Source organism: Flavobacterium anhuiense, from assembly GCF_004151235.1.
Lineage (GTDB): Bacteria > Bacteroidota > Bacteroidia > Flavobacteriales > Flavobacteriaceae > Flavobacterium > Flavobacterium anhuiense_A.
This window is the reverse complement of the sequence record NZ_JUIV01000001.1, coordinates 179,959-198,068: the sequence shown is the minus strand read 5'-3', so window position 1 is coordinate 198,068 and position 18,110 is coordinate 179,959. Positions and strand designations below refer to the sequence as shown.

The window sequence follows — 18,110 nt, the reverse complement described above, 5'->3', positions numbered from 1 at the left end:
TTTTTATTTTAACTAATTAAAGGACAAATTAACATAAATATCGAAAACGCTTTATGTTAATATTATGTTAAAATAAAATTAAACAATCGTTTAAATTAAACAACTGTTTAATTTTGCATCCGATTAGAAACAATACCATGTCACACATCGAATTGAACGATAAAAAAATTCAGATTCTTAATGTCGCAGAAAAGCTTTTTTCTGAGAAAGGATTTGAGGGTACATCGATACGGGATATCTCCAAAGAGGCCAAAATTAACATTGCCATGGTCTCTTATTATTTTGGATCAAAAGAAAGGCTACTGGAAGCTCTTATTTTTCACAAAACTGTTGATTTAAAACTACAACTCGAAAATTTATTGCAAGAAGAAATAGAACCTCTTGAAAAAGTCAATAAATTAATCGAAATTTACATCAACAGAATTTGCCTTAACAAAGGGATTTACAGGGTTTTACATTTTGAACTTTACAATAAAAAGAGAGAAAAAAGCCTTCAAGCTTTTACTGAACTTAAAAAAGGAAATTTAAAATCAGTCGAAAGCATTATCAAACAAGGTCAAGCCCAAGGAGTTTTTAGAAAAGATGTCAATATCCAACTTATTACGCCTACAATTATCGGAACCTTTTTTCACTTTCACATGAATCGCTCTTTCTTCGAAGAATTATTTGATTTAAAAACAGAAGAAATGTTTAACAATTACATTAAAAACGATCTTACAAAGCACATTCAACAAACTATAAAAGCGCTACTTGTTTATGAAAATTAGTCAATTAATGCTCTTTGGAGTTTTCTTCATCGGAATATCTTCAATAGAAGCACAAGAAAAAACAAGTTTAACCTTGGGCGAGGCCGTGCAAATGGCTTGGGAAAAGAGTAACGAAGTTACGCTTGCCAACACTAAGGTAAACACAAAAAAATACGAATTAAAAACCGTAAAAAATAATCAGTACCCAGATCTTAAAATTTCTGGTCAATATCAGCGCCTTACAAAAGCATCTATTGATATGCCTAATCAAGGCGAAAGTGCTTCATTAGCCTCTCCAGACCGTGCAATGCTTGGAATGGCAAATTTAAGCCTTCCTATTTTTGCTGGATTTAAAATTCAAAACAGCATAGATGCCTATGAAGGAATGTATGAAGCAGAAACTGCTAATGCCGCAAAAACGAAAGAAGATGTTGCTTTAAAAGCAATCACTTATTATACAGCATTATACAAGGCTCAAAAGACTTTAGATGTTTTAAACGAAAATCAAAAAAGCGCAAAACAGCGTGTTACTGATTTTACTGAATTGGAGAAAAACGGAATTATTCCGAGAAATGATTTATTGAAAGCGCAATTATTAGTTTCTAAAACGCAATTATCTATTGATGAAGCTAACAATAATATCAATAATATCAACTTCTATCTTACTACTTTGCTGAAATTAGATCCTAATGTAAAAATTCAGGTAAATGAAGAGGATTTCTTTAATCTAAAAACAAGCAATTCTATAACATCTGATGCTGTTGCACTTGAAAGCAGAAAAGATTTAGAAGCAATAAGATTACAAGGCAAAGCTTCTGAAGCTAATGTCAAAATTGCAAAAGCTGGATATTATCCTTCAATTTCACTTTTAGGTGGTTACACTGCATTTGACCTTAAAGACATTGTAACTGTAAAATATGCAATGAACTTTGGAATCGGATTATCTTATGATTTATCGGGAATTCTAAAAAATAATGTTCACGTAAAAGAAGCAGAAAGCAAAGCTTTGGAAGTAAAAAATACCGAAGCAATTATGACAGACCGCATTAAAGTAGAGGTTCAAAAATCTATTGAAGATTATGACCTAGCAATTAATCAAAGTGTGGTTTATGAAGAAGCACTTCAGCAAGCAGCAGAAAACTATAGATTAGTAAAAGATAAATTTGACAATGGTTTATCTGACACTAATGATTTAGTAGAAGCAGATGTAGAGCATTTAAATGCCAAAATTCAAACTGCTTTATCTAAAGCAACAATTATTCAAAAATATTACGAATTACTTTCAGTATCAGGACAATTATCACAATCATTCAATCTTTCTAAAATATAATCGATAGCTCTCATGGAAAAGAAAAAAACAAATAAAAAATTCATCATCATACTTGCAGTTCTGATTTTAGGAGGCGGAACTTACGGAATATCTAAATACCTACACGGACAAGCTCACGAAGAAACAGATGATGCTCAAATCGAGAAAAAAATGAATCCGATTATCCCGAGAGTTTCTGGATATATCAGCAAAGTTTATGTGAAAGATAATGATTATGTAAAAAAAGGAGATACTTTATTTACTATCGACAAGAGAGATTATCAATTAAAGATTGATGAAGCTAATGCTGCATTATTAGGCGCAGAAGGACAATATGAAGCGGCAAAAGCAGATATTGGAAGTGCAAATGCAAGCATCTCAGTTTCTGATGCTCAAATGAGATCTGCAACAGGTTCTATCGAAAGTGCAAAAATTAGATTGAGACAGCTTACAAACGATTACAACCGTTACAATAACTTGTACAAAACGCATACTATTACAAAACAGCAATATGAACAGGCTTTAACGGCAAAAGAAGAAGCTGAAAACCAAGTACGTGTTTTAGAACAACAACAAAGAGCTAGTTCTTACCAAAAATCGGTTATCCAATCAAAATCTAAAGTTTCTGACAAGCAAACTGAGGTTGCTGCTGCAAACATCAAAAAAGCAAAAACAATGCTTGATGTTGCTCACTTAAACCTTTCTTATACTGTAGTGACTGCTGCAATTGATGGTCAAGTTTCTAAAGTTGATATTCAGCCAGGACAATTAGTTCAGCCAGGACAATCTTTGTTCTACATCATTAACAATAATGAAGCTTGGGTTGTAGCTAACTTTAAAGAAACACAATTGAACAAAATGGTTGTAGGACAAAAAGTAAGCTTAAAAGTTGATGCTTATCCAAACTACGAATTCAAAGGAACTGTATCTTCTTTCTCTCCTGCAACAGGATCTCGTTTTTCATTATTGCCTCCTGATAACGCAACCGGAAACTTCGTAAAAACAATTCAGAGATTACCAGTAAAAATTACCATAGACGAATCTAACGATCCTGAAAAAGTAAAACTTTTAAGACCAGGTATGAACGTTGACGTAGATGTACATTTGAAATAAAATAAATGGCAACAGCAGTACAAGACGACGATTTAGTAGAATACGGTTTCAGACGTGTTATCATTACGATTACAGCAGTACTTTGTGCACTGTTGGAAATCGTTGATACGACGATTGTAAACGTAGCGCTTACAGACATGCGCGGAAGTCTTGGTGCTACCTTGACCGATGTGGCATGGGTAATTACAGCATACGCAATTGCGAATGTTATTGTAATTCCGATGACGAGCTGGCTATCACAGCAATTTGGAAGACGTAATTATTTTGTGGCTTCCATTATAATATTTACAGTCTGTTCTTTTTTATGTGGTAATGCCACCAATATTTGGGAACTAGTCGCTTTCCGCTTCGTACAAGGTATGGGCGGTGGAGCATTACTAGTAACAGCCCAAACGATTATTACAGAAAGTTATCCCGTAGCAAAACGTGGAATGGCACAGGCTATTTACGGAATGGGTGTAATTGTAGGTCCAACTCTTGGTCCGCCATTGGGAGGATATTTAGTAGATAATTATTCTTGGCCTTATATTTTCTATATCAATATTCCGTTGGGAATTATTGCTACGATTTTGGCTTTAACTTTTGTTAGAAGCCCGAAATATGGAGAAAAATTAAAAGCCAATCAGGTTGACTGGTGGGGAATCATTTTACTGAGTGCTTTTATTGGTTCTTTACAATTTGTATTAGAGCATGGACAGCAAGATGACTGGTTTAATGATTCAACAATTGTAGCCTTAAGTGTTGTTACTGTTCTAGGATTGGTTCTTTTTATTTGGAGAGAGCTTACTTACGAATATCCGATTGTAAATCTTAGCGTTTTAAAAGACGGAAATCTTAGAATTGGAACGATAATGTGTTTTATTCTCGGTTTCGGATTATATGGTTCTACCTTAATTATCCCAATTTACACGCAATCTATTTTAGGATGGACCGCTACTGATGCGGGGTTGTTATTGATTCCAGGATCTATCACCACAGCGCTTATGATGCCATTTGTGGGTAATATGATTCAGAAAGGTGTTCCGCAAGGATATATGGTTGGAGTTGGATTTTTAATTTTCTTCTTCTTTACTTTCATGATGTATAGTCGTATGACACCTGACACAGGAGTTGAACATATGTATTGGCCTTTAATTCTGCGAGGAATTGGTTTAGGATTGCTTTTCGTTCCTATTACAACACTTTCGCTTTCAACATTAAAAGGAAAACAAATTGGTGAAGGAGCAGCATTTACCGGAATGATGCGTCAATTAGGCGGATCTTTTGGTATCGCAATTATTACCACTTTCATCACACGTTTCAGCCAATCACATCGAGTAGATTTAATTAATAATCTAGACCCTGCCAAATTTGACGTGCAGCAGCGTATTGCAGGAATGCAGCACGCCTTTATGGCAAAAGGATATAGTGCAGATGTTGCTTTGAAAAAAGCATATCAGGCAATAGAACTTTCAGTTATGAAGCAAAGCACCGTAATGGCTTATATGGATATTTTCCTTTATCTAGGAATTATGTTTTTATGTTGCATACCGATTATTCTCTTTATCAAAAAAGGGAAGAACAAAATTAGTGCAGCCGACGCAATGCATTAATAATAATAATTTTATAATACGCAGAAACGCCGAATTCATCATTTAGAATTCGGCGTTTATTTTTTTTATTTGACCGCAATCCCGATAGCTATCGGGAGCAAAGAATTTTATTTCAGAGAAGCGTAAAAGCGTAAAAACGCAAAGTTCGCAAAGCTTTGTGATAAAAACTTTGCGAACTTTGCATATCCCGATAGCTATCGGGATTGCGCCCTTGCAGTAAAAAAACTCAGAGCCTTAGTATATCAGAATCTTAGCAACTTTAAAAAATCATCTTGTAAAAACCAAATGATTTCCTTTTGAAAGGTTCGCATCAAACTGATATCCTTCGTAATTAAAACCTTTTAAATCGTCAATAGTTTCTGCATTAGTATCAATAATATAACGCACCATCATACCTCTAGCCTTTTTGGCAAAGAAACTGATCATTTTTAGTTTTCCATCTTTATAATCTTTAAAGTCTGACGTAATTACAGGAACTTTTAAAGCTTTTACATCAACAGCAGAAAAATATTCATTACTCGCTAAATTCACGAATAATTCATCTTTTTTTAATTCTTTATTTAAAGCTTTTGTTACAGTCGGCTTCCAAAATTCATGTAAGTTTTTAGATTCACCAACCGGCATTTTGGTTCCCATTTCCAAACGGTAAGCCTGCATTAAATCAAGCGGTTTTAAAAGACCGTAAAGGCCAGATAAAATCCTAAGTTTATCCTGAAGAACATCTAATTTTTCTAACGGAATGGTATAAGCATCCAAACCTGTGTACACATCACCATCGAAAGTATAAACCGCTGGGCGTGCATTTTCAGGTGTAAAAGGTGTTTTCCAATCTTGATTTCTTTTCCAATTTAAATCAGCTAGTTTGTCTGAGATAGACATTAGTTCTGATAATTCAGATGGCTTTTTTTGTTTTACTACTTTATGAACCACTCTTGCTTCTTTTAAAAATGAAGGTTCTGTATATTGAGATGTTGGTAATTCTTTTTCAAAATTCAATGATTTCGCAGGAGATATAACAATTTTCATGTGTGCTTTTTTCTATGTTCCAAAAATACAAATTGAAAATTTAAAAATTATTATTTGCAATTGATTTGTTTTATTGTTGTATAAATGTTTTTCACCACAAATTTCACAAATTTTCACAAATTATTCTCTCACTTTCTTTGTCACAGATTAAAAGATTTACATAGATTTTTCAACCATTTTAATTCTGGAATCTAGAGCAGAATTAAAATCAATTTGTGAAAATTTGTGTAATTTGTGGTAAATAATATTTATTTACATATAGATCAAGATTGAGAGATTTTTTTAATCATTTTAATCCTTTATCCCGATAGCTATCGGGAGTGGCAGAAAAAATAAATTCGTGAAAATTCGCGAAATTCGTGGCAACCCTTTCTCAATTCATAAAAATCAATGCAACAAAATGTGAAATTGTTCAAAAAAGTGAGCTCTAGATTATAATAGGCATTTTCTATGTTGTAAATTTGCATGCATTTTATTTCAATTGAAATCAGAAATGCTTTTTTACTCAAAAATTAGCGAATTCGTGGCGATACAAACAAACTATAAAACTGCTTTACAAAACAAAATCTTCGATGTTATTTCGAAAGCTTCTCAGGAATTAAAAGTTGACTCTTATGTGATCGGCGGATTTGTTCGTGATTTGCTTTTAAATCGAGGTTCAAAAAAAGACATTGATGTAGTTGCTGTTGGAAGTGGCATCGAATTGGCTCTTAAAGTTTCCGATTTACTCCCGAACAAACCAAAAGTTCAGGTTTTTAAAACTTATGGAACTGCTATGCTTCGTTTTGAAGATACCGATATCGAATTTGTTGGCGCACGAAAAGAATCGTACACTCGCGATAGCCGAAATCCGATTGTGGAAAACGGAACTTTGCAAGACGATCAAAATCGTCGTGATTTTACAATCAATGCGCTGGCTTTATCATTAAACGAAAATAATTTCGGAGATCTTTTAGATCCTTTTAATGGATTAACCGATTTAGAAAACAAAACAATAAAAACGCCTTTGGATCCAGATATTACGTATTCTGATGATCCTTTGCGAATGTTGCGTGCCATTCGTTTTGCTACTCAATTGAATTTCGAAATTGAAGAAAATTCATTAAATGCCATCACAAAAAATGCAGATCGCATCAAAATAATTTCTGGTGAAAGAATCGTTGATGAGTTAAACAAAATTCTCATGACCGATAAACCTTCGACAGGATTTTTACTTTTATACAAAACTGGACTTTTAGATATTATTTTACCTGAATTAACTGCGTTGAATCAGGTTGAAGAAATTGAAGGTCACACACATAAAAACAATTTTTATCACACTCTTGAAGTTGTCGATAACATTTGTCCAAACACCGATGATGTTTGGTTGCGTTGGTCGGCTTTATTGCATGATATTGGAAAAGCGCCAACTAAACGTTTTACAAAAAAACAAGGATGGACTTTTCACGGTCATGAATTCTTGGGCGGAAAAATGGCAAAAAAAATCTTCGAACGTTTGCACATGCCTTTAAACCATAAAATGAAATTCGTTCAGAAAATGGTTATTATGAGTTCGCGTCCGATTGTTTTAGCGCAGGATATCGTGACTGACAGTGCTGTTCGTCGTTTGGTTTTTGATGCTGGTGAAGATGTAGAAAACTTAATGACTTTGTGCGAAGCGGATATCACAACCAAAAACCCGTCAAAATTCAAGAAATATCATAAAAATTTCGAACTCGTACGCAAGAAGATTGTAGAAGTCGAAGAACGCGATCATGTACGTAATTTTCAACCGCCAATTACAGGTGAAGAAATTATGGAAATATTCGATTTAAAACCTTCACGTGAAATCGGAATTTTGAAAGAAGCGGTAAAAGAAGCAATTCTTGAAGGTGATATTCCAAATGAATATCAGGCGGCTTATGATTTTGTGATTAAAAGAGCTGCAAAACTAGGCTTAAAAAAAGTTGAGAAATAAGTATTATTTAATAAAATGAAAAAAGAGAATAAATCAGTAATCATTTGGTTACTATCGGGCTGTGTTTTATTATTTTTAATGGTCGTTGTAGGTGGTATCACACGTTTAACCAATTCAGGTTTATCTATGACCGACTGGCATTTGGTAACCGATACCTTTCCACCTTTAACAGAAGCCAAATGGCAAGCTGCTTTTGACGAGTACAAAAAATTTCCTGAATATCAGAAAATCAATATTCACAATGATTTTCAACTAGCAGATTATAAATTCATTTATTTCTGGGAATGGTTTCACCGTTTCATTGGCCGTATTATTGGTTTGGTTTTCTTTGTGCCGTTTGTTTACTTTTTAGCTAAAAAGAAATTAGATACTCCAACGATTAAAAAATGCATCGTTCTTTTGGCAATGGGAGCTTTCCAAGGATTCTTAGGTTGGTTCATGGTAAGAAGCGGATTAATCGACAATCCAGATGTAAGCCACTTTAGACTTTCACTGCACTTGACTTTTGCGTTTATCACTTTCGCTTACACACTTTGGGTAGCATTGGATTTGATTTATCCCGAAAGAAATATCAACAAAATTCTACCTTTAAGAAATATTGCGCGTTATGCTTTAGCAGCTTTATTAATCCAAATCATTTACGGCGGATTTGTGGCAGGTTTAAATGCAGGATTAATTCACAATCACTGGCCTTTAATGAGCGATGGAGAATTTATTCACGAATCGGTTTTTATTGAGCAATCTTCTTTAATAAAAAATTTAATTGAAGGAAAAAGTGGGGTTCAGTTTGTACACAGAACTTTTGCTTATGTTGTAGTTGCAATTATTCTTTTCCTTTTCTTCAAAAGTAAAAAATACACACTTACACATACGCAAGCAAACGGAATCAAAACTTTAGTTGTTTTTGTTTTCATTCAGTTCTTGCTTGGCGTTTTCACTTTATTATATAGTGTTCCTTTGGCTTTAGGATTAATTCACCAGATTATGGCGTTTTTCCTTTTAAGTGCTATGACGTATACATTGCATAGATTGAGTAAATAATTTAAAACTATAAAACATAAAAAAAATCCTTCAAAATGAAGGATTTTTTTGTTTCACATATTCTTTTATTTATTCAATCTTGACTGGATTGAAATCCAGCCCTATAAAATAAATCGAGCCTTAGGCTCTTTATTTAGACAGTTTTGAAAATTCCTCGGTTAAAAAATTCATTCCAATAGTACTTTCATTAGACTCTAAAATTAAATTATAAAGCTCTTCTCCTAAATTTGTTTTTTTTAATTTTTCAATTTTGTATTCTTGATCTTGAAGGATTTTTTGTATGGGAACTATTTCGCCAATTTTAAAAATTGTGCTTGAACTTAACTGATAAAGAGTAAGTTCGAGCTTCAATTTAGTGGTTAAGTTTCTTTTGATTAAAACTCTAAGAAAAAAGGGAGCTAAAAATCTGCTGTAGACAGTATCAAGTTTTTCAAATTTTAAAACAGATTGGTTTCCTAATGCAATATTAGGCATTAAATCAAGTCCAGGAATTGAATGTCTAAAAAGAGATGCAACTTCCATAAATATCTGTAGAGATTGAAAAACATCAACTTGGTTACTTCTATTAGGTGTTGATGAAAACAAAGTCTTTTTAAAAACTATTTTTTCTCCAGAATTACGATCATGAAAAATTTCATTTCTAAACATCCTAAATTCATTTACTCGACCGTAGATACCTGTTTTCTTAATTTTCATTGAATCGTAACCTAATTCTTCTATAAGAAAACTAATTCTACCTGATATTTCTTTCCTTATAATTTCATCAATATTTTTATGATTCTTTATAATTCCAGTTACTTTACAAAGAGCATTAACAAATGCTTCTAATGCTAAAAACCACATTGAAATACTTAAGGTGTTTCTTCTCCCATTATTTATAAAATTATCCTCATTTTCCAAATCTTGTAAATCAAACATTGTATTTGAAAAACCATGATTTGCATATTGATTAAATGTTAATTCAATATCTCTCTTATCAGAACGACTTAAAACAGCTAAAACAAGTTGCTGATAATCATTATCTCTATAATCCTCGATATTCACTTTTTAAGTACTTTTAATTAAAAATAATTTAAAACTACCCCAGCCAGCTTTTAAAATCCTGTACTTTTTCTCGGCTTACAATTACCTCATCTTCTTTATAAGTTGGAAGAATCACTTTAAGTCGAGAATTAGTATAAACCTGAATTTCTTTGATTGCTTTTAGCGGAACAATAAATTTTCTGCTTACGCGAAAGAAATCCTTTTTATCGAGTTCTTGTTCTAATATCTCTAAAGTCGAGTCGATCAAATAATCACGATTATCGTAGGTATGAATGTAAGTTCCTTTGTTTTCACTAAAGAAACATTCAATTTCCTCAGTTGTAATTACCTTTAAATGCTGTCCTATTTTAACTGTAAATCTTTTTTTATACGTTTTCTCAAAAGGATTGGATAACATTTGTCGAATCTGCTCAAAATCAAGCTGAAGATTTGAAGATTCAGTAGCAGCTTTAGGAAGACGCGATTTGAATTTTGAAACCGCAGTTTCCAAATCATCTTCGTCAATTGGTTTTAGAAGATAATCGATACTGTTTAATTTGAACGCTTTTAAAGCATATTCATCATATGCCGTTGTAAAAATGATAGCGCTTTTAATGTCTATTTTTTCAAAGATTTCAAACGATAAACCATCTGACAATTGGATATCCAGAAAAATCAAATCGGGATGCGGATTATTTTCAAACCAATGAACCGATTCTTCAACAGAATGAAGCATGGTTTCTACAGTTACATCTAGCTTTTCAAGTTTTCTCTGCAACAGTCTTGCTGCTGGTTTTTCGTCTTCTATAATTAATGTGATCATTTACTATAATGTGAAATTTGAAAAAATTATAAATTCAAAGTTACTCCCATTTATTTTTATTTGCGGCATCTCTTTCCATGTATTTTTGGATTTTTCTTTTCTCCCAATCTGAACCAAAAATCCAATCAGCACCAAAAACAGATAATGCGTGCGCTAATAGACCGATTCCCCAAAAAAACGCAGTAGAATACGTATGCCATTTTGTTAAACCGCTTAAATCCATTACTAGTAGACCTGCAGATTTATCTCGAGTCAAACTTGATACAATGATGATAATATTTACAATAATGAAAATCTTCAAATGCGAGTAAAATCTTTTAAGCCTTTTTACTCTTCTATAAGCTGCATTGTAATTTGGATCGTCTGTATACTCTCCAAAATGGTGTCTTGCGTAATCTTCGTACATTTCTCTTCTAAAACGTCCCATAGCTATATTTTAATTATTTCCACTTGTTTTTATTTTGTTTTTCCTTCTCCATAAACTCTTTGATTTTTCTTTCTTCCCATTCCTTACCCATTCCTGGAAAAACCTCAAAGACTTTTAATCCGTGAAAAACGACTCCTACTCCCCACCATAACAATGGCCAGAAAAACCATAAATATTGAGGCGATGTATATAAATTGATAAAGATTAAAATGGCATTTACTAAAATGTATGATATAAGATTTCCGTAAAATCCTTTAATGTTTTCAACCTTTTTTTTGGCTTGGATATATTTTTCTTCGTCGCTTAAATTCCTTTCCATAACTATTCCCATTTTTGTTTTTTATATTTTTTTTCTAAAATGCTTCTTAGTTTTCGTTCTTCCCATTCTTGTCCAAAAATTTTATAAGAAGCAAACAAATCTATTGCAGAACCTACAATTACAGCTGTCCAAATAATTACAATCACCCAATTGATATATTTAATTGGAAAAAATTGCAATGGCAAATTCGTGTATTCTTTTAAAAGAAAAACTATCAATGCAATAGTGTAAAAGAACAAATGCTTGTAAAAAGATTTCAGCTGAATTACTTTTTTACTGGCTAATTCTTCCAGCATTACTTGTTCCTGATCATTATTCAAATTTGTTTCCATGATTATTTTCTAAACGTTGCTGGTTTTCTTTTTCTAGAATTTCTCTAATTTTTTTCTCTTCCCATTTCTTATTGAAGAAAGGCGGCAGACTAAAAACTTTCAATCCATGTAAAATAATGGCAACACTCCAACCCATTACAGACCATATAAACCATAAATATTCTGGACAAGTTATTAAGTTAACCACAATCGCAATTACATTACACAAAACATAAACAGTCAAATGTTCGTAAAATCCTCTTATTTCTTTTACTTTTTTCTGAGCATCATAATAACGATTTGCTTCTGTGAAATCTTTTCCCATTATTTCCACGTTTTTTGGTTGTTATCTTTTTCTAAAATTTCACGAATTTTTCTTTCTTCCCAATCAGAGCTGTATCCAAAAACTTTAAAAGCATGCATGGCAACTCCAAACCCCCAGCCTAGAGCCGAAAACCAAAACCATTGAAATCCTGGCGAAAATTTTAAATTAATAAAGATCAAAAACGGAATTACACAACAATATGAAATTATATTTCCGTAAAATCCTTTTAGTTCTTCTACTCGTTTTTTGGCTCTATAATAAGCTTTTGCTTCATCTGTATATTCTGCACTCATTTCCATAACGGCAATTTGTTTGGTTAAAATTGGAATTCTAACGGTGAAATTCTTTCCATCTTCCTCAATCTTCACTTTTCTATCTGTTATAATTCCGTATCTGTTTACAATATTCTGCAGTCCTACACCTTGTCTATCCTGCAAGACTTCTTTTTTCTGAAGATCATTCTGAATAGCCAGATAATCTTTATCAATAAAAATTCTAATATGAAGCGGTTTTTGCTCACTTACCACATTATGCTTTACGGTATTCTCCAATAAAAGCTGTAAAGAAAGTGGCACCACTTTGGCTTCTGGATTGATGTTTTCTGTTGGCAATTCGTAAAACAAACTATTCTCGAAACGCATTTTCAGCAGATTCATGTAGGTTTTGGCAAATGACAATTCATCTTCAACCGAAACCAATTCTTTGTCTTTCTGTTCTAAAACATATCTGTAAATTTTAGATAATGAAGTAGTAAAACGCTGCGCATTATCTGGATTTTCTTCTATTAAAGAACTAAGAACATTTAAGCTGTTAAAAAGAAAATGCGGATCGATCTGGTTTTTTAAGCTTTCAAATTTCGCATTTGCTGTTCCAGCAATAATCTTTTGCTGTGTTACTTTGTTTTCCTGATAGAGTTTGTAAAAATTAAGTCCATGAAAAAACAAAAGCACAATAAAAGTCATTACTGCAGATTCTATATAATTTTCTGCCCTTTCATTGGCAAGAAAACCGATAATAGTCTTATTCTCAATTATTACACTTGTAAACAAACGCAATACTCCAATTACGATCATTGAGACTAAAAAAGAACTTGCAAAACCAATTAAAATTCTCTTTACCGAATATGGATTTTCTCTGAAAACCCTATCTAAAAAATCAAAAAGAACGACGTTTACGATATACAAAACCACACTGTAAAGCATGCAGTACAAGAAATAAATGTAAAGATTCTTGTTAAAGACTGCTGTTCCTAAAGAAGCAAACCGAATTAGAAAAGAGAACAAAAATACTATTCCTCCAACTAAGCATGCTTTTAACAAATTAGGTTTTAATATCATCATATTTTATAAACTACTGATTATTTACAAGTTTTCTGAATTTCTAAAGCTCTATCCAATCCCCATTTAGGAGCGTAAGGCGTTGCTGGTTTAAAAGTATTAAAAAGTTCAATAGATTTATCAACTTGTGCGCACAAAGGTTTAGTGTCAACTCCTGTCCATTTTGCTCCTCCTAATTGATAATCTGCTTCTCCAAAAACTGCTCTTGGGTTATTTGGATCTAATGCTTTAGCCTTAGCGTAAGCTTCCATCACTTTACTAGAATATTTCATTCCGTTTGTCATTGGGTCGGCCACAACATAACCGGTATAAATTAAAGCTTGCATTACATACAATTCTGAATTGGCTTGGTCTTTTATCAATTCAATATCTAAGGCATCTTGTGCTTTTGTCAATAGCAAGTCGATTTTTGTTTTATCTTTTTCAGTAAAAACAGCTGTTGCATTGATTAAAGCTACATAATAATTTGGCAAGTAACTGTTTTTTTCAGCCGCAGCAATTCTTTCAAATAATGCAGAAGCTTCGGCATTTTTTCCTTCTTTCCAAAGTCCGAAAGCTTTATTCATTCCTTGTTCAAATTGTGTTTGAGCTGAACCTATTACTACTACAAATAGTGCGACTAAAGTGATGATTTTTTTCATTTTACAAGTTATTTAATGGTTTGTTTATATAGATTAGTTATTTGATTATTAGAATGCAATTTCAACTTTTGAATCTTTACTGACATTAAATTTAGCATCACTATACAATGGAGGTCCCATAAATCCTTTTGCATTGTTTGAAGCCGCGTATTCTTCCATTGGCATTCCCATTGAATTTCTGTCAAGCTTTCCGTTGCTGTTTTCATCGTGATACGTTGAAATTGCATATTCTCCCGCAGGAAGGTTATCAAAAGTTACAACCGCTTTATTGTCTTTAATTTCGGAAGCCAAACTTTTGTAAGTTGTTTTAAGAAAAGTTCCGTCTGAATTGTATAATCCTACTTTAACAACACCTGTATCATTTTTTAAACCTGAAACGGCAACAGTTAATTTTACATTTTGAGCAGACATTAAGCTGCAGATAAATAAGATCGTTATTGTAATAATTTTGGTCATGATTTCTTTTTTTTAAGTTACTAAGGTTCTAAGATTCTGAGATTCTAAGTTTTTTTTATTGATGATTAAAACTCTTTTTTTTAGGTTCAAAGGTTCAGAGTTGCAAAGGGACAAAGGTTTTATTTCCTTACTAATAATGTTTTAAAAACTTCGAACCTTTGTCACTTTGTTTCTTTGTTTCGTTTAATTTATACTTCAAAAGTATATCGGTTTTCACTCTTTTAAAATTAATTGCTGCTGAGTTGTTGATTTTGGTTACTGAATTGTTTTTTTCCTGAGGTTCAAAGGTTCAGAGTTACAAAGGGACAAAGGTTTTCTTGAGATTGAGAGAAAAAAAGGCTGAAAGAGGCCGGTTTATTTATATTATTTTTTTTCCATTCAACGAAAATCTCTGAACCTCTGTCCCTTTGAACCTCTGCACCTAAAAAACTACAAGTTTTTCAACTGATTCTCATTCTTATTCTGGCTGATCGTCCAGAAGAAACCTACGAAGAAGAATCTATCTGCTGTTGGCACTACAGCTTGTCTTTGATACACTCCGCTTGCGTCTGGCGTTTTGGCGTAATCGTATCCGAAAATATTTTGAGTTCCTAAAACATTCGAAACTGAGAAATAAAGGATTTTTTGCGTCGTTAATAAATACGCCCAGCTAAAACTTAAACTATTGTATGATTTTGTTTTTCCGTTCATAAATTGCGTCTGGTTCGGATCATTGTATGGACGTCCTGAGCTGAAACTGTTTGTTAAACTCGCCTGAGATTTCCAGTCTGTAATAAAATATTTTGCAACTACAGATAAATTATGGTTGGCAATAAAACTTGGAGTTGCCATGTTTGGAAAGTTTTTATACTGTCTCTCTGAATCGATATAAGAATATGAAATCCAATATTCTAAGTTTTTATACAAATTGCTGTCTCTCCAAAATAAATCCAATCCTTTTGCATAACCCGATCCGTTATTATTGAAAACCGAGTTGTACTGAATATCTCTCGTATCGTACTGCACCAAATTGCTGTAATCTTTGTAGTAAGCTTCTGCTCTCAATGTTTGTCCTGGTCTTGTAAACGTATAATTTAAAATATAATGTCTCGCTTTCTCGCTTTCAAACTGATGGTATTTAGAAAATTTAATATAATCTACAACTGGCGTTTGAGAATAATCTCCGTAAGCAAAAGAGAACTGGCTGCTTTTTGAGGCTTTGTATCCTAATGAAGCTCTTGGCGCAATATTATTTTCGTTTAAAAGACTGTTGTTTGAATATCTTAAACCGACTTTCAAAGCTAATTTTTTAGAAAACATAATATCGCCTTCAGTGTAAGCTGCAAAAATGTTAGAATCGTAACCATTTGTAACATCAAGAGCGATATTGTCAGCTAGGTTTTCATCGTATTTTGTAATGAAATAATCAGATCCGAAAGACAACTTAAAATAGTTTGAAAATTTCTTACTGAACTTCAATTTCAGTTGTGCTGCATTTTCCTGACTGTCAATTCCTGTAATATCGTATTTCAGTTTGTTTTTGCTGTAACCGTAACTAACTCCAGAAGTAATCTGCCATCCTGTTCCAAAACTTCCTTTGTAAGATGAATTCAAATAGAAGTTATTGTTGTTCATGTCAGTTCGAATCGGATTCTCGAAATTGACGTTTTTCTGATTCAAATCAAATTTTTCAGAATCAAATGAAGCGTACAGTTTAAATATTCCGTTTGTAAAATTGTATCTGTAAACTGTCTCTCCCCCAAGTGACTGATACGGATTGTTCCAATCTACATTTTGAGGAATAACCGCTTGATAAGGTGCTAAATTCACGTACATCATATTTACACTCAACGAACTTTTTTTGAATTTCTGAGTATTTCCTAAACTCAAACCAACTGTCATTAACCCGATATCTGTTTTTTCGTGATCTTCTTCATCTTGTGTATTTAGAAGTAAAACACTTGATAAAGCTTCGCCATATTCTGCAGAATATCCTCCAGTAGAAAATGCGATTCCGCTAAACAAAAAAGGAGAAAAACGGCTTCTTGTAGGCAAGTTATTTGTAGTTGCCCCATAAGGTTGTGCAACACGAATTCCGTCCACAAAAGTTTGAGTTTCGCTCGCCTCACCTCCACGCACAAACAAACGTCCGTCTTCTCCAACCGTCTGCGTTCCTGGCAAAGTCTGCAATGCCGCCACAATATTTCCGGCAGAACCTGCTGTGGTAACAATATCTAAAGGTTTTAAAACTGAAACTCTCGCCTTATCCCCAGATTCTAAAGTTCCCGCTGTAATGACAACAGCATCTAGAGCATTAACATTTTCTCTTAATTTTACCGTTTGATCTTTATAATTGGCAACATCAATTTCTTGCTTGTAAGTTTCAAAAAGTAAAAAACTAACCACTAGAAACTTGTTTCCTGTTTCTGTAGTTTCAAAAGAAAAATCTCCAGTTTCAGAACTTGTTGCTCCATCGTAAGTTCCGTCAATATAAATATTTGCACCTGCAACTGGTTTTCCTTTTTGGTCTACTACTTTTCCCGAAATAGTATTTTGAGCAAAAATTAAAGCTGTAAAAAATAAAAAACTAACTGTAAAAAATAATCTGGTTTTCATGTCATCTTTGGTTTTTGATGAAGCAAATGTATTTTAACAATTCATGTTAAAAAATATATAATAACCCAATTGTAGATTTTCGAGGATGAGTTGTAAAATACTAATTTGTATCTTAGCTAGGAAAACCAAAATCATTATTTTATGTCAGAAAGTAAACGAATTTCGAATCTATATCAGTCTATTTATAACGGAAATCCTTGGCTTGAAGTCAATTTAGACAATACATTAAAAAATGTAACTGCTGAACAGGCATATAAAAAAGTAAACCCAAACCTTAATACAATTTGGGAAATTGTAAATCATTTGATTCAATGGAGAAGAAATATTTTACAACGCATGCAAGGAGAAACAATCATAACTCCAGACCATAATTATTTTGTTCCTGTAATAGATCCTTCTGAAGCTGCTTGGGAACAATCGCTTCAAACTTTAGCAAAATCTCAAGATTCATGGAATGCTTTCTTTGAAGATTTTGATGACGAAGATTTAGCAAAAATTTATGTGAATAATGGTCATACTTACTACGAACACATTCACGGAATTATTCAGCATGATGTATATCATTTAGGACAGATTGTTATTTTAAAAAAGTTATTAAACACATAATATTATGAAAAATGCTGTTTTGTTTATAGCTTCTTTATTCTTCACTACAATTGCTTTTTCTCAGGAAACTGAAACCAAATACGATGAAGCCTTAGCCAAATCGCTTCATGCCGACGAATATGGAATGAAAAAATATGTTTTTTGCCTTTTAAAATCTGGGAGTAATACCACAGCTTCTAAAGAAGAAACCAAAAAGCTTTTCGCAGGTCACATGGAAAATATTGGCAAATTGGCCAAAGAAGGAAAACTGGTTGTTGCTGGGCCTTTCATGAAAAATGATAGAAATTATCGTGGCATTTACATCTTTAATGTCGAAACGATTGATGAAGCCAAAGCGCTTGTTGCCACCGATCCGGCAATAAAAGCCAATTTACTCGAAGCCGAATTAACGCCTTGGTATTGTACAGCATCTTTGCAGGAAATTCCGAAAATGCATGAAAAAATTGCCAAGACGAAAATGTAA

19 protein-coding genes are annotated in these 18,110 nt (G+C 32.8%); 8 read left to right on the top strand and 11 right to left on the bottom strand.

Features of this window, described 5'->3' with window-relative positions:
• Window positions 1-137: 137 nt before the first annotated feature.
• From NU08_RS00910 to NU08_RS00895, 4 genes are read left to right on the top strand one after another with little or no spacing between them, the layout of a single operon-like run.
• A complete protein-coding gene (locus NU08_RS00910; RefSeq protein ID WP_129745259.1) occupies window positions 138-767 on the top strand; it encodes a TetR/AcrR family transcriptional regulator in 630 nt (209 codons plus the stop codon).
• Window positions 757-2,076 (top strand): TolC family protein, encoded by a 1,320-nt coding sequence (locus NU08_RS00905; protein ID WP_129745257.1) that lies wholly within the window; start codon window positions 757-759, stop codon window positions 2,074-2,076. Before NU08_RS00910 ends, NU08_RS00905 begins: the two co-directional genes overlap by 11 nt.
• 12 nt (window positions 2,077-2,088) lie before the next feature.
• Window positions 2,089-3,168, top strand: coding sequence for an HlyD family secretion protein (locus NU08_RS00900; RefSeq protein WP_129745255.1), 1,080 nt, complete (start codon window positions 2,089-2,091; stop codon window positions 3,166-3,168).
• Window positions 3,169-3,173: 5 nt separating this feature from the next.
• Window positions 3,174-4,760 (top strand): MDR family MFS transporter, encoded by a 1,587-nt coding sequence (locus tag NU08_RS00895; protein WP_129745253.1) that lies wholly within the window; start codon window positions 3,174-3,176, stop codon window positions 4,758-4,760.
• A 267-nt stretch (window positions 4,761-5,027) separates the two neighbouring features.
• Here NU08_RS00895 and yaaA read toward each other — a convergent pair whose 3' ends face one another.
• Window positions 5,028-5,786, bottom strand: a complete 759-nt coding sequence (gene yaaA / locus NU08_RS00890; RefSeq protein ID WP_129745251.1) for a peroxide stress protein YaaA — start codon at window positions 5,784-5,786, stop codon at window positions 5,028-5,030.
• Window positions 5,787-6,279: 493 nt separating this feature from the next.
• On the opposite strand from yaaA, the gene NU08_RS00885 reads away from it, so the two are divergent.
• Window positions 6,280-7,743: a CCA tRNA nucleotidyltransferase gene (locus tag NU08_RS00885; RefSeq protein WP_129745249.1), complete on the top strand. Its 1,464-nt coding sequence runs from the start codon at window positions 6,280-6,282 to the stop codon at window positions 7,741-7,743.
• A gap of 15 nt (window positions 7,744-7,758) precedes the next feature.
• A complete protein-coding gene (locus NU08_RS00880) occupies window positions 7,759-8,784 on the top strand; it encodes a COX15/CtaA family protein (protein WP_129745247.1) in 1,026 nt (341 codons plus the stop codon).
• 129 nt (window positions 8,785-8,913) lie between these two features.
• Here NU08_RS00880 and NU08_RS00875 read toward each other — a convergent pair whose 3' ends face one another.
• The 10 genes from NU08_RS00875 to NU08_RS00830 form a co-directional block, all read right to left on the bottom strand.
• Window positions 8,914-9,828, bottom strand: a complete 915-nt coding sequence (locus NU08_RS00875; protein ID WP_129745245.1) for a hypothetical protein — start codon at window positions 9,826-9,828, stop codon at window positions 8,914-8,916.
• A 34-nt stretch (window positions 9,829-9,862) separates the two neighbouring features.
• A complete protein-coding gene (locus NU08_RS00870) occupies window positions 9,863-10,630 on the bottom strand; it encodes a LytR/AlgR family response regulator transcription factor (RefSeq protein WP_129745243.1) in 768 nt (255 codons plus the stop codon).
• A 40-nt stretch (window positions 10,631-10,670) separates the two neighbouring features.
• On the bottom strand, window positions 10,671-11,057 hold the full coding sequence (locus tag NU08_RS00865; protein WP_129745241.1) for a 2TM domain-containing protein: 387 nt from the start codon (window positions 11,055-11,057) through the stop codon (window positions 10,671-10,673).
• A gap of 13 nt (window positions 11,058-11,070) precedes the next feature.
• Window positions 11,071-11,388, bottom strand: coding sequence for a 2TM domain-containing protein (locus NU08_RS00860; protein WP_129745239.1), 318 nt, complete (start codon window positions 11,386-11,388; stop codon window positions 11,071-11,073).
• Window positions 11,379-11,708 (bottom strand): 2TM domain-containing protein, encoded by a 330-nt coding sequence (locus NU08_RS00855; protein WP_129745237.1) that lies wholly within the window; start codon window positions 11,706-11,708, stop codon window positions 11,379-11,381. Before NU08_RS00855 ends, NU08_RS00860 begins: the two co-directional genes overlap by 10 nt.
• Window positions 11,689-12,012, bottom strand: coding sequence for a 2TM domain-containing protein (locus NU08_RS00850; RefSeq protein ID WP_129745235.1), 324 nt, complete (start codon window positions 12,010-12,012; stop codon window positions 11,689-11,691). The genes NU08_RS00855 and NU08_RS00850 overlap by 20 nt, the downstream gene beginning before the upstream one ends.
• A complete protein-coding gene (locus NU08_RS00845) occupies window positions 12,012-13,349 on the bottom strand; it encodes a 2TM domain-containing protein (RefSeq protein ID WP_129745760.1) in 1,338 nt (445 codons plus the stop codon). The genes NU08_RS00850 and NU08_RS00845 overlap by 1 nt, the downstream gene beginning before the upstream one ends.
• A gap of 20 nt (window positions 13,350-13,369) precedes the next feature.
• Window positions 13,370-13,990 carry a hypothetical protein gene (locus NU08_RS00840; protein ID WP_129745233.1) on the bottom strand — a complete coding sequence of 207 codons (621 nt, stop codon included), beginning with the start codon at window positions 13,988-13,990 and terminating at the stop codon, window positions 13,370-13,372.
• A gap of 48 nt (window positions 13,991-14,038) precedes the next feature.
• Entirely contained in the window at window positions 14,039-14,446 is a 408-nt protein-coding gene (locus NU08_RS00835; RefSeq protein WP_207214052.1) for a DUF2141 domain-containing protein, read from the bottom strand.
• A gap of 429 nt (window positions 14,447-14,875) precedes the next feature.
• The gene (locus tag NU08_RS00830; RefSeq protein WP_129745231.1) at window positions 14,876-17,041 is read right to left on the bottom strand and encodes a TonB-dependent receptor; all 2,166 of its coding nucleotides are present in this window, start codon (window positions 17,039-17,041) and stop codon (window positions 14,876-14,878) included.
• 141 nt (window positions 17,042-17,182) lie between these two features.
• Between NU08_RS00830 and NU08_RS00825 the strand changes: the two genes are divergently transcribed.
• Together NU08_RS00825 and NU08_RS00820 are read left to right on the top strand one after the other, a co-directional pair.
• The gene (locus NU08_RS00825; protein ID WP_129745229.1) at window positions 17,183-17,647 is read left to right on the top strand and encodes a DinB family protein; all 465 of its coding nucleotides are present in this window, start codon (window positions 17,183-17,185) and stop codon (window positions 17,645-17,647) included.
• Between the two features lie 4 nt (window positions 17,648-17,651).
• On the top strand, window positions 17,652-18,110 hold the full coding sequence (locus NU08_RS00820) for a YciI family protein (protein ID WP_129745227.1): 459 nt from the start codon (window positions 17,652-17,654) through the stop codon (window positions 18,108-18,110).